The 12,451-nt window shown below is 63.9% G+C and carries 15 protein-coding genes; 4 read left to right on the forward strand and 11 right to left on the reverse strand.

Translation table 11 applies throughout. The features are described from left to right. Position 1: 1 nt before the first annotated feature. On the forward strand, positions 2–1,123 hold the full coding sequence (locus JI743_RS04120; protein ID WP_236659681.1) for a GGDEF domain-containing protein: 1,122 nt from the start codon (positions 2–4) through the stop codon (positions 1,121–1,123). Between the two features lie 107 nt (positions 1,124–1,230). Here JI743_RS04120 and JI743_RS04125 read toward each other — a convergent pair whose 3' ends face one another. The 11 genes from JI743_RS04125 to coxB all read right to left on the reverse strand — a co-directional run bounded on the left by JI743_RS04125 (position 1,231) and on the right by coxB (position 10,428). After that, on the reverse strand, positions 1,231–1,599 hold the full coding sequence (locus JI743_RS04125; RefSeq protein ID WP_201926194.1) for a PRC-barrel domain-containing protein: 369 nt from the start codon (positions 1,597–1,599) through the stop codon (positions 1,231–1,233). 146 nt (positions 1,600–1,745) lie between these two features. Further along, entirely contained in the window at positions 1,746–2,624 is an 879-nt protein-coding gene (locus tag JI743_RS04130; protein WP_201927293.1) for a class I SAM-dependent methyltransferase, read from the reverse strand. Positions 2,625–2,628: 4 nt separating this feature from the next. Further along, positions 2,629–4,026: a threonine synthase gene (thrC, locus tag JI743_RS04135; RefSeq protein WP_201926196.1), complete on the reverse strand. Its 1,398-nt coding sequence runs from the start codon at positions 4,024–4,026 to the stop codon at positions 2,629–2,631. 27 nt (positions 4,027–4,053) lie between these two features. Further along, positions 4,054–4,695, reverse strand: a complete 642-nt coding sequence (locus JI743_RS04140; protein ID WP_236659682.1) for an SURF1 family protein — start codon at positions 4,693–4,695, stop codon at positions 4,054–4,056. Then, entirely contained in the window at positions 4,688–5,071 is a 384-nt protein-coding gene (locus JI743_RS04145; protein ID WP_201926198.1) for a DUF983 domain-containing protein, read from the reverse strand. Before JI743_RS04145 ends, JI743_RS04140 begins: the two co-directional genes overlap by 8 nt. Before the next feature lie 13 nt (positions 5,072–5,084). Then, positions 5,085–5,960, reverse strand: a complete 876-nt coding sequence (locus JI743_RS04150) for a cytochrome c oxidase subunit 3 (protein WP_201926199.1) — start codon at positions 5,958–5,960, stop codon at positions 5,085–5,087. 78 nt (positions 5,961–6,038) lie between these two features. Continuing rightward, entirely contained in the window at positions 6,039–6,599 is a 561-nt protein-coding gene (locus tag JI743_RS04155) for a cytochrome c oxidase assembly protein (RefSeq protein ID WP_201926201.1), read from the reverse strand. Continuing rightward, positions 6,596–6,745 (reverse strand): cytochrome c oxidase system small membrane protein, encoded by a 150-nt coding sequence (locus JI743_RS04160; RefSeq protein ID WP_201926203.1) that lies wholly within the window; start codon positions 6,743–6,745, stop codon positions 6,596–6,598. Before JI743_RS04160 ends, JI743_RS04155 begins: the two co-directional genes overlap by 4 nt. Further along, entirely contained in the window at positions 6,742–7,653 is a 912-nt protein-coding gene (locus JI743_RS04165) for a heme o synthase (RefSeq protein WP_201926205.1), read from the reverse strand. Before JI743_RS04165 ends, JI743_RS04160 begins: the two co-directional genes overlap by 4 nt. A gap of 62 nt (positions 7,654–7,715) precedes the next feature. Beyond that, positions 7,716–9,380, reverse strand: a complete 1,665-nt coding sequence (gene ctaD, locus JI743_RS04170; protein ID WP_201926207.1) for a cytochrome c oxidase subunit I — start codon at positions 9,378–9,380, stop codon at positions 7,716–7,718. 16 nt (positions 9,381–9,396) lie between these two features. Next, positions 9,397–10,428 (reverse strand): cytochrome c oxidase subunit II, encoded by a 1,032-nt coding sequence (gene coxB, locus JI743_RS04175; protein ID WP_201926209.1) that lies wholly within the window; start codon positions 10,426–10,428, stop codon positions 9,397–9,399. Between the two features lie 230 nt (positions 10,429–10,658). On the opposite strand from coxB, the gene pyrE reads away from it, so the two are divergent. From pyrE to acpS, 3 genes are read left to right on the forward strand one after another with little or no spacing between them, the layout of a single operon-like run. Then, entirely contained in the window at positions 10,659–11,246 is a 588-nt protein-coding gene (gene pyrE / locus JI743_RS04180; RefSeq protein WP_201926211.1) for an orotate phosphoribosyltransferase, read from the forward strand. Further along, positions 11,243–11,989, forward strand: a complete 747-nt coding sequence (locus JI743_RS04185; RefSeq protein ID WP_201926213.1) for a pyridoxine 5'-phosphate synthase — start codon at positions 11,243–11,245, stop codon at positions 11,987–11,989. The genes pyrE and JI743_RS04185 overlap by 4 nt, the downstream gene beginning before the upstream one ends. Before the next feature lie 58 nt (positions 11,990–12,047). Then, on the forward strand, positions 12,048–12,449 hold the full coding sequence (gene acpS / locus JI743_RS04190) for a holo-ACP synthase (RefSeq protein WP_201926215.1): 402 nt from the start codon (positions 12,048–12,050) through the stop codon (positions 12,447–12,449). The last annotated feature ends 2 nt before the right edge of the window (positions 12,450–12,451 follow it).

Consider the following 12,451-nt stretch of genomic DNA (forward strand, 5'->3'; position numbering starts at 1 on the left):
CATGACCACCAAAGCAACTTCGTCGCATGAGCCGGTAGGGCGGCTCCTGGGCTGGCTGGGGCTAAGCCGATCGCAGAACGGCGGCTCCGCAGCAGGCGAAGCGCCGCCCGATAGCCGCGAGATGACGCGCAACGCACGCCGCCAGCTTGCGGGCGCCATCATGTCGTTTCTGATCGACCATGATCTGGAAGTTTCGCGTGCCAATCTGGCGCTCGCGCACGGCGCCTTCTCGGGTCTGAACCCAGCGCTTGCGCGGAAAATCGCCATGCAGGCGCAATCGGCGGAGGGGATTACGCAGGCGTGGCTCGACACGATCGCCGAGCAGGATCCCGAACGCCCGGATCAGGCCGAACTCGAGCGAGTTGTCGCGCGGCTCGAAAGCAATCTCGACACGTTCCAGTCGAGCACCAAGGCGGCGCGCAACGTTACGCGCGACTATGGAACTGAGCTGGAACAGCATGTCGACGACCTCGAACAGGTGCAAAAGACCGGCGAACTCGTCACCCACCTTGCCAGCCTTGCCAGAGCCATGCTCGAACGCACGCGGCAGGCAGAGAAGGACATGCGCCGCAGCGAGGACGAGGCGAAGGCGCTGCGGCGCAGTCTTGCCCGCGCCAAGCGCGATGCCGAAATCGACCATCTGACGGGGCTGCCGAACCGCCGCGCCTTCGAAATCCTGCTCGAACGCCACTATACGGAGGCGCGCGCCGCCTGCGAGCCTTTGAGCGTCGCCTTTTGCGACATCGATGAATTCAAACGCGTCAACGACACGCACGGGCACGCGGCGGGCGACCGCGTTATCAAGCTGATCGCCGACACGCTCGCGCATATTTCCGACGATCACTGCCATGTCGCACGCCACGGCGGCGAGGAATTCGTGATGCTGTTCCGTGGGCTGACACCAAGCGACGCCGCAAAGCGCCTCGACGAAGCGCGCGAGGGCCTTGCCAATCGCCGCCTCATCAACCGGAAAACCGATCAGCCGTTCGGCCAGATCACCTTCTCGGGCGGGGTCGCCAATGTGTTCGGCTATGACGAAGCGCGCGGCGCGCTGAAAGCTGCCGACGAAGCATTATATCGTGCAAAAGAATTGGGGCGCAATCGCATCGAACTCGCCCACTGAACGCTTATCTGCTGGGGGGCAGCCGAACGGGCGACCGGAACCAGACGGTCGCCCGTTCCATTTCAGATAGCCCAGCGTTCATTAATGAAGCCGGGCTGCTGCAATCGTCAATAGACCGGATAGGTCAGCCCGTAATGACTGTAGACGCTGCGTCCATAGGCATCGTCATAGGCCGGCATCTGTTCGCGCGGGTAGCGCGGCGCACCGTCGAGCTGTTCCTTGGAGAGGTTGACGACATAGCCGCCCACGTCGGTGTCATAGGTCAGCATGTCCCACGGGAGCGGATATTGATCGCTGCCGAGCCCGAACAGCCCGCCGAATTCCATGACGGCATATTCGCTTTTGCCCGAGCGCTTGTCGATCATGACATTGGCGATCGAGCCAAGCTTTTCGCCTTCGGGGTTATAGACGGTGGTGCCTTCGACCTTGTCCGAAGATATGAGGCGATGGGTTTCGCGGTCGAGTGTATCGGCCATGAGAGTCTCCTTTCGCAACGGAGGCGGTCATACGATTCAGCCAGAAGGGCTGCCCGCGCCGCCCCCTTACCCAACCAACCAAGCGGCGGTCACGAAGTTGCTTCGGTTCGTCGCAGCGGCAGGGCCGCCGGTGGCCATAGGACGTGTCAGCGGCTCCAGCGCGCGAAGATCGCAGTCGGAAGAAGGAGGCCGCGCGCCTCTTCGCGCACCGCCAGCTCGCCGCATTCAACCTTTCCCGGAAGGTCGACGAAGAGTTGCGACAGCAGTTCGCCGATCGCCAGCGCCGACATGCGCACCGCATAGACAGTGAGGAACAGCGCGTGGCTGTCGGCGTCGAGCAGGCGGCGACAGTCGGCAAGGAGCGGCGCAAGCCCCTCCTCGAGCTGCCAGCGTTCGCCATTGGGACCGCGGCCGAATTTGGGCGGGTCGAGCAGGATCGCATCATAGCGTCGCCCGCGCCGCACCTCGCGCGCGGTGAACTTGCCCGCATCGTCGACGATCCAGCGGATCGGCCGCTCGGCCATGCCCGCCAGGGCGGCATTGTCGCGCGCCTGCGCGACCGATTTCTTGGAGGCATCGACATGCGTCACCGACGCGCCCGTCGCGGCGAGCGCCTGGCTGCCGACGCCGGTGTAGCCGAAGAGGTTGAGGAAGGCGGGATCGGGCTTGTCCGCAATTTGCGCGCGGAGCCAGTCCCACACCGGCGCCATGTCGGGAAAGAAGCCAAGATGGCGAAAGGGCGTGCAGCTTGCCGCGAAACGCGCCTCGCGCCAGCCGAGCGGCCAGCCTTCGGTGGGCACCGGCTTATTGAAATACCAGCGCCCGCCGCCATCCTCGTCCGAGGCCGGGATGAACTCGCCGTCGGCCTCTTCCCATTCGGCGGCAGGCAACGCCGCTTCCCACATCGCCTGCGGCTCGGGTCGGATGAAGCGATAGGGACCATAGCGTTCGAGCTTGCGCCCGCCGCCGCTGTCGACGAGTCCATAGTCGTCCCAGCCCTCGCCGACCAGGGTCGTGAGGGTCAGGCCGTCAGCCACGCGCGACTTCCGCGAGGATATGCGCCTTGACGGCGTCGTAATCGCCCGGGAGCCGCTCGTACCGCTCCTCGCGGTCGAACAGATTGCCGAGCCGCGCGGGCAGCGGGGGACGCACGCCGGTTGCCCGCTCCACCGCGTCGGGAAATTTCGCCGGATGCGCGGTCGCGAGCGTAACGATGGGCACATCGTCCTCGATTTCGAGCGAGCGCGCAGCGGCGAGACCCACCGCGCTGTGCGGATCGATCACCTGCCCGCCATTTTCCTTCGCCCAGCGCAGCGTCATCGCCATCATGTCGCCGTCGATGCGCGCGCTTGTAAACAGGCCGGCGGCGCCGGCGCGCATGTCGGCGGGAATGGTCATCGCGCGGTTCGTATCGAACTCTCGCATCATCGCCGTGATCGCGCCGCCGTCGCGGCCCGCGAGGTCGAAAAGCAGCCGTTCGAAATTGCTGCTGACCTGAATATCCATGCTCGGCGTCGCCGTCGCCGTGACGCTGCCCGCGCTATAATCGCCGCTCGCCAGTGCGCGGTGGAGGATGTCGTTGACGTTGGTCGCGACGACGAGCCGCGCGACCGGAAGCCCCATCTGCGCCGCGACATAGCCCGCAAAGACATCGCCGAAATTGCCCGTCGGCACGCTGAACGCCACCGGACGGTCGGGGCCACCGAGGCGGACCGCAGCGTAGAAATAATAGACGACCTGCGCCATCAGCCGCGCCCAGTTGATGCTGTTCACCGCCGACAGCGTCAGCGCGTTGCGCGCCTCGGCATCGCCGAACAGCCGCTTCACCATCGCTTGCGCGTCATCGAAGCTGCCGTCGATCGCGATATTATGCACGTTCGGCGCGAGCACCGTCGTCATCTGGCGGCGCTGTACATCGCTGACGCGGCCTTCGGGATGAAGCATGAAGATGCGGATATGCTCGCGTCCCGCAACCGCCTCGATCGCCGCCGAGCCGGTGTCGCCCGAGGTCGCGCCGACGATCGTCAGGTCGGTGCCGCCGCCGCTCAGGAATTTTTCGAACAATTGGCCGAGCAGTTGGAGCGCGACGTCCTTGAACGCGAGCGTCGGACCGTGAAAAAGCTCGAGCAGCCAGTGGCGATGATCGAGCTGGACGAGCGGCGTCACGGCGTCGTGGCTGAAGCGGCCATAAGCGGCGCGGCAAAGCTCGCGCAGTTCATCTTCGCACAGCGCACCGGCGACGAAAGGTGTCATCACGCGCACCGCCGTCTCGACATAATCGAGACCCGCGAGCGCACGAATTTCGTCGAGCGACATATGCGGCCAACGCGCCGGGACATATAGCCCACCGTCGTTGGCGAGGCCTGCGAGCGTGGCGGAACGAAAGTCGAGAGTCGGCGCGGCGCCGCGTGTGCTGATATAATCCATGGCGCCAAAGCGCCTAGCGGCGCATGCTCATTGCCGCAAGCGGCGGCGCACCGCGAAAATATAGATTGTCAGCGCCGCGAGCGCGAACAGGAACCATTGCACCGCATAGGCGAGATGATTGTTCGGCACATCGGCGCCCGACGGTATCGCGCTCTGCCGCAATCCCGCGACGGGCTGATCGGCGACCAGCATCGGCCGTGCGGCAACCGCCCTCCCCGTCAGCCGTTCGACCAGCGTCGGCTGCTCGGGGCCGGGAACGACGGTCCCCTGCACGATCCCGCCGGTCCACGCGGGCGGTGTGAAATCATCGGAAATTCCCACATCGACAAGAACCCCAGGTCCTTCGGCGCCAGTGCGGCAATCGGCGATCATCCTGAAACCGCTCCGCCCTTTTACATCGGTGCCGCTCCGTGGATCCCAGCGCACGGGATCGAGGCAGACGACGCTGCTCTTGCGGAACAGCAGTTCATCGGGGACCGGTGGCAGCTCAGGATAGGTGGCGAGCGACGAGATTGCGCGGTTGCGCTCATAAAGCGCCAGCAGCGCTTCTTTTTCGCCTTTGCGCTGGAGCTGCCACACGCCGAGGGCGATCATTACCGCCACCGCAGCAAGGACGAGCAGCGTCGGAATAAGCGGCCAGCGGCGCATCGGGATTGCAGGTTCAGTCATCGCCATCCTCTGCAAGCCGCCCTTCGGCTGCGTTCCGTTGATGTTCGGACGCCAGCAGCGCCGCCTTGGCAACGCGCAGCCCATATACGACCGCGGCTGCGGTGAGCGGCACCCAGAGCAGGATATGAACCCAGAGCGGCGGTGCGACGGCGAAATCGAGAGCGAGCGCGAGGACGATCAGCAAGGCGCCGATGATCATCGTCAGAAAGGCTGCCGGACCGTCGCCGACGTTATAGCTTTCGAAATCGAGGGTGCAGACCCGGCAGCGGGCCGCGAATTTGACGGGTCCGTCGAACAAAGTCTGCGCCCCGCATTCGGGACAGAGACCGAAAAGGGCAGCGCGCCCGATCGGCGGCTGCCCTTTCGTGTTTGGCATGTCGCCGCCCAATTTAGTGCGCGGCGACCGGAGCGCCCCAACCGCCCCACACATAGACGATGATGAAGAGGAACAGCCACACGACATCGACGAAGTGCCAGTACCAGGCAGCGGCTTCGAAACCGAAATGCTGCTTGGGCGTGAAATGACCCTTATAGGCGCGCACGAGGCAGACGATCAGGAAGATCGTCCCGACCAGGACGTGGAAACCGTGGAAGCCGGTCGCCATGAAGAAAGCCGAGCTATAGTTGCTCTGGCCGAACGCCCACGGCGCCTCTGCATATTCATAGGCCTGGATCGACGAAAAGAGCACGCCGAGAATGATCGTCGCCCACAAACCCTTCTTCAGCCCCTCGCGATCGCCGTGGATCAGCGCATGGTGTGCCCAGGTGATCGTCGTGCCCGAGCAAAGCAGGATCAGCGTGTTGAGCAGCGGCAGCGAGAACGCGTCGATGACCTCAATCCCCTTGGGCGGCCATTGCGCAATTGCGTCCGCGCCTTCCTGCCCGAAGAGCGAGGTGACTGCGCCGTCGGCATATTCGATCGGCACGGGGAAGAGCGAGAAATCGAACCACGCCCAGAACCAGCCGACGAAGAACATGACTTCCGACGCGATGAACAGGATCATGCCGTAGCGCAGGTGGAGCTGCACCACCGGCGTGTGGTCGCCCGCGTGCGCTTCGTTGATGACGTCGCCCCACCAGCTGAAAAAGGTGGCGATGACGCCCATGAAGCCAAGGCCAAGCACCCATTTGCCCGCGCTGCCGAAATAGTCGGCGTGCATCGTCATCACGAGCCCAAAGAACAGGATAAGCGCGGCGAACGAGCCGATCAGCGGCCAGACGCTCGGGTTTACGAGGTGATAGTCATGATGTTTGGCACCGGCCATGTCACAGTTCCCGTTTATTGCCCCGGCCCGATGATTGCCCATCATCCGCCAGCCCGGTTTGACTCGTTGATCGCGGCCTTAGCTGGCCTTTTTGCCCTCGTCTACAGGGTGGAAGGTGTAGCTGAGGGTGATTTCCTGCACGTCGCGCGCATCGGGGTCGTCCAATATCTTGGGATCGACGAAAAAGAGCACCGGCATGCGCATCTGCTGCCCCGGCTCCAGCCGTTGTTCGGTGAAACAGAAGCATTGGATCTTGGTGAAATATTTGCCCGCCTGCGTCGGCGTGACGTTGAAGCTCGCCGTCCCGACCACCGGGCGGGCCGACTGATTTTCGGCGATAAAGATCGCCATGTCGCGCGCGCCAATCGCGACCGTGTCGCGCGGATGTTCGGGATAGAATTTCCACGGCAACCCCGGCGACACGTTGGAATCGAAACGCACCGATATCGTCGTCGAAAGCACCTGCGGTTCGGCGGCGGCGGCGACCGGATCGTATCGCTGCGTCGTTCCCCCGAACCCCGTCACGCGGCAGAACAGATCGTAAAGCGGGACCGCCGCAAAGCCGAGACCCACCATCGACGCAGCGAGCAACGCCGCGAGGCTTGCCGTTTTCGTATTGGGGGACAGGCGGTTGATCATTGGAAAATCTGCATCTTGGCAATGGTGATGAGGAAAAAGAGTATCGCGAGCGCACCGAGCAGCCAAGCCATCAGATTGGCGCGGCTGCGCTGGCGGCGGCGATATTCGGCCTCGTCGAACGGCGGCTTGGTCGGTTCTTCGGTCATGCAAGCACCCAACGGTCGGCGACGACCGCACCGAACAGGATAAAGAGATAGGCGATCGAGAAAGCGAAAAGGCGCTTTTCGGGGAGCATCAAATCGCCCTCTGCACTTTGGCGCGTACCGACACGCAGGGACAGCAAGACGAACAGCGCCGACAGGATGGCCGAGGTCCAGCCATAGAGTGCGCCCGTATAACCGAGCGGCCAAGGCGCGATTGCCGCCCCCGCCATGATGATTGCATAGAGCAGAACCTGCCGCCGCGTCGCGCGCTCGCCCGCGACTACGGGCATCATCGGGATGCCCGCGGCCGCATAGTCGGAGCGGACGAAGAGCGCGAGCGCCCAGAAATGGGGCGGCGTCCAGAGAAAGATGAGCAGGAAGAGCAGCACCGGGAGCGGCGCCACGCTTCCCGTCGCGGCGACCCAGCCGATCAGCGGCGGAAAGGCGCCCGCCGCCCCGCCGATGACGATATTCTGCGGCGTCCGCGGCTTGAGCCACATCGTATAAACGAAAACATAAAAGAGGATCGATGCCGCGAGCAGCAGCGTTGCCTGCCAGTTCGACGCGAAAAGCATCAGGAACAGCGAAAAGGCGGCAAGCCCGACGCCGAACTGCAACGCGGTCTGCGGGTCAAGGCGGCCGGCGGGCAGCGGACGGTTCGCCGTGCGCTTCATCTTCGCGTCGAGTCCGGCCTCATACCATTGGTTGAGCGCACCCGACGCCCCTGCCCCCAGCGCAATCGCGAGGATCGAAGCAAAACCGAGAACCGGTGATACGCTGACCGGCGCGGCGAGCAGGCCGCACAGCGCCGTGAACACGACGAGCGACATGACGCGTGGCTTGGTCAGCGCGAACAGGTCGCGCCAGTCCGCCGGAAGCGTCATCTCGCCGTGGGTCAGGCTCTGCGCCATGCTAACTCCAGGCCGGAATCCGGAAAGGCTCCCTGCCGAATATCGGCAGGGAGCAAACCGGATCAGGCGATACGCGGCAGTTCGTTGAACTGGTGGAACGGCGGCGGGCTCGACAGAGTCCATTCGAGCGTCGTCGCGCCTTCGCCCCACGGATTGTCTGCCGCTTTCTTCCCCGCGACCAGCGACCAAAGGATGTTCGCGAAAAAGATCAGCACGCCCACGCCCATGATGACATAGCCATAGGAGGAAATGAGGTGCCAGAAGGCATAGGCATCGGGATAGTCGGGGTAACGACGCGGCATCCCCTGCTGGCCAAGGAAATGCTGCGGGAAGAACAGGATGTTCACGCCGATGAAGAAGATCCAGAAATGGAGCTGCCCCAGGAATTCGTTGTACATCCGGCCCGACATCTTCGGGAACCAGTAATAGAAGCCCGCGAAGAGCGAGAAGACCGCGCCCAGCGACAGCACATAGTGGAAGTGGGCGACGACATAATAGGTGTCGTGCAGGTTGGTATCGACGCCACCATTGGCGAGCACGACGCCGGTCACGCCGCCGACGGTGAACATGAAAATAAAGCCCAGCGACCAGACCATCGGAGTCTTGAATGTCAGCGAGCCGCCCCACATCGTCGCAATCCAGCTGAAGATCTTGATGCCCGTCGGGACCGCGATGACCATCGTCGCGGCGGTGAAATACATCTTCAGGTTCACGCTCATGCCGACCGTGAACATGTGGTGCGCCCACACGATGAAACCGACAACGCCGATCGCGACCATGGCATAGGCCATACCGAGATAGCCGAACACCGGCTTGCGGCTGAAGGTCGAAATGACCTGGCTGACGATGCCGAAGCCCGGCAGGATCATGATATAGACTTCGGGGTGGCCGAAGAACCAGAAGAGATGCTGGTAAAGCACCGGATCGCCGCCGCCCGTCGCATCATAGAAGGTCGTGCCGAAGTTGCGGTCGGTGAGCAGCATGGTGATCGCCGCGGCGAGCACCGGAAGCGCGAGCAGCAGCAGGAAGGCGGTGACGAGCACCGACCACACGAACAGCGGCATCTTGTGCAGCGTCATGCCCGGCGCGCGCATGTTGAAAATGGTGGTAATGAAGTTGATCGCACCAAGGATCGACGCCGCACCCGCAAGGTGAAGCGAGAAGATCGCCATGTCGACCGCCGGGCCCGCCGACCCGCTGGTCGACAGCGGCGCATAGACGGTCCAGCCGGTGCCGGCGCCAAGGCCGCTGCCGCCGGGAACGAACATCGAACCGACGAGCATGATGAATGCGACCGCAGTCAGCCAGAAGCTGATGTTGTTCATGCGCGGAAAGGCCATGTCGGGCGCGCCGATCATCAGCGGCACGAACCAGTTGCCGAAGCCGCCGATCATTGCGGGCATGACCATGAAGAAGACCATGATCAGGCCGTGCGCGGTGATCATGACGTTCCAGAAATGCTTGCCCTGCACATCGCCCGCAGCGGGGTCGAACATCTGTGCCCATCCGGTCAGATACTGAATGCCGGGCTCGGCAAGCTCGAGGCGCATCATGCCCGACAGGACGCCGCCCACGATCCCCGCGATGATCGCGAAAATCAGGTAGAGCGTGCCGATGTCCTTGTGGTTCGTCGACATGAACCAGCGGACGAAAAAGCCCGGCGTGTCATGGTCGTCATGCGCATGATCGTGGCCGTGCGCAGGTGCAGTCGCTGCAATATCGGTCATCTATCGGACCCCTTGATTAAATCGTTGCGGCCGGAGCGGCGGCGGGCGCGGCTTCCGGGGCTGCTTCGGTCGCCGGTGCGGCCGCGGGCGTGGCGGCAGTCGCCGCGACTTCGCCCGACGGGTTGCCACCCTTCGAGCGGACCCAGGCTTCCCACTTGTCGACCGGAAGGACTTCGACGGCGATCGGCATATAGCCATGATCGACGCCGCAAAGTTCCGAGCACTGGCCGTAATAAACGCCGACCTTGTTCGCGGTGAACGTCGTCTCGTTGGCGCGGCCCGGCACGGCGTCCATCTTGGTCCAGAAGGCCGGGACGGCAAAGCTGTGGATCACGTCGGCGCCAGTAACGATCAGCTTCACCTGACGGCCGACGGGAACGACCATACGGTTGTCGACGGCAAGCTGATAAGGCTCGCCATTGGCCTTGGCCTGATCTTCGGGTAGCATCTTCGACACATATTCGCCGATACCCTGGTCGGGATAGGCATAGCCCCAATACCACTGGTATCCGGTGACCTTGATCGTCAGCGCCTCCTTCGACGGTGGCTCATATTGCGCGGCGAGCAGCTTGATCGACGGCACGGCGATCGCCGCGAGGATCAGAACGGGGACGCCTGTCCAGATGATCTCGATCAGCGTATTGTGCGTCGTTTTCGACGGCACCGGGTTGGCCTTGGCGCGGTAGCGCACGATTACCCACAGCAGCAAACCGAGAACGAGCAGCGAAATGAAAGTGATGATCGGCAGCAGCATCACGTTGTTAAACCAGATCGCCTGTTCGCCGATCGGGCTGACCTGCGGCTGGAAATCAATCCCTGCATCGACCGGCTGGCCGACGCCCGCTTCGGGCTTGAGCGGAACATAGGTCGCATCGCCGGCCGGCGCAGCGGCTTCGGGAGTCTCCGTTACGACCGTCGGCGCCGCGACCGGAGCTGGATTCGCCACCGGTGCTTCAACCGGTGCCGCGACAGGAGCCTGCGCCTGTGCCGCGCCCACGGCGCCAAGCGACAGCGCCGCCGCAATTACAAGGGTTTTCAAGCTCTTCATAAGGATAGTGCCGCCCGTTGCCTGTTGTTATTCTGACGATCGAACCCGCCGTCGTCGCGCCCGGACATACGTCCGGACAGCCAGCAGACGGGCTGAATCTCGCGGGCGCTATAGACCCGCTTGCCGCTTGCCTCAAGCATCTCTAACACTATTTTACGGCACGCAAATCCGCTCCATCCAATGCGGGCTCGTCACGGACGGGCCGCACGAACAAAAAGACCTATTCTTCCATGACCGACGACGAAATCCTGGCCGAATTCCGCGCCGCCGAAGCGCTGCTCCAGGGACATTTCCTGCTCTCCTCGGGCCGCCACAGCGAATATTATCTGCAATGCGCACGCGTGTTGATGGACACCGAACGCGCCGGCCGCCTTGCCTCGGCGCTCGCGGCGAAGCTGCCCCGCGATCTGCGGCAGGCGATCGACGTCGTCATCTCGCCGGCAATGGGCGGCGTCATCATCGGCCATGAAATGGGCCGCGCACTCGGCAAAGCTGCAATGTTCGTCGAACGCCCCACAGGCACGTTCGAGCTGCGCCGCGGCTTCGCCATTGCACCGGGCACCAAGGTGCTGATGGTCGAGGATGTCGTGACCACCGGCCTGTCGTCGCGCGAGGCGATGGAGGCAGTGCGCGCTGCAGGTGGCGAAGTTCTGGCCGAAGCGGCGCTGGTCGATCGCTCGGGCGGGACCGCCGAACTCGGCGTCCCCTTCTATCCGCTCGTCGCGATCAACTTTCCGACCTACGCCGACGACGAATTGCCGCCCGAGCTTGCCGGAACGACCGCGATCAAGCCCGGCAGCCGGAGCGTCGCGGCTTGAGCGCCACCCCTTCCCGGTCGCGCCTGCGCCTTGGCGTCAACATCGATCATGTCGCGACGATCCGTAACGCGCGTGGCGGCGACCATCCCGATCCGGTCCGCGCGGCGGAGATCGTCGCGGCGGTCGGCGGCGACGGCATCACCGCGCATCTGCGCGAGGACCGGCGGCATATCCGCGACGACGACCTTGCGCGCATCCAGGCGGCGACTGACCTGCCGCTCAACCTCGAAATGGCGGCGACCGACGAGATGGTCGACATCGCGCTGCGCCACGGCCCGCACGCGGCGTGCATCGTTCCCGAAAAACGCGAGGAGCGTACTACCGAAGGCGGGCTCGACGCGGCGGGACAGCATAATCACCTCGCGCCTATTGTCGCCCGGCTGTCCGACGTCGGTATCCGCGTCAGCCTGTTCATCGAACCCGATGCGCGCCAGATCGAGGCGGCGATGCGCCTGAAGGCGCCCGTCGTCGAATTTCACACGGGCCGCTATGCCCATGCCGACGGCGACGAGCGCGCCGCCGAACTTCGCCGCATCGCCGACGCCGCCGCGCTGGCATGGAAGAACGGGATCGAGCCGCATGCGGGGCATGGCCTGACCTATGAGAATGTCGTCCCCGTAGCAGCGATACCGCAGCTCGCCGAGCTCAACATCGGCCATTATCTGATCGGCGAGGCGATCTTCACGGGTCTTGAGGATGCGGTGCGCCGGATGCGCGATCTGATGGACGAGGCACGGGGATGATTAGGGCGATCGTCGCAATCCAATCCTTCCCATCGCTGCGCGACAGGGAGGATTCTCGGTGATCATCGGCCTCGGCTCCGACCTCTGCAATATCGAGCGTATCCAGAACTCGCTCGACCGCTTCGGCGAGCGGTTCGAGAAGCGCGTCTTTACGGAGGTCGAACGGGCGAAGGCCGCGCGCCGCCCGTTCACGCGCGCAGGCACCTATGCCAAGCGCTTCGCCGCGAAGGAGGCTTTTTCCAAGGCTGTCGGCACCGGCTTCAAGCGCGGCGTGTTCATGAAGGACATCGGCGTCGTCAACGCCCCATCGGGCGCGCCGACACTGGCGCTGACCGGCGGCGCCGCCGAACGGCTCGCGGCGATGATCCCCGCTGGCCATAGCGCGCATATCCACTTGACGCTGACCGACGACCATCCCTGGGCGCAGGCTTTTGTCATCATCGAAGCGATCAGGGACTGACG

Origin of the sequence: Sphingopyxis jiangsuensis (assembly GCF_016734905.1) — a bacterium.
GTDB lineage: Bacteria > Pseudomonadota > Alphaproteobacteria > Sphingomonadales > Sphingomonadaceae > Sphingopyxis > Sphingopyxis jiangsuensis.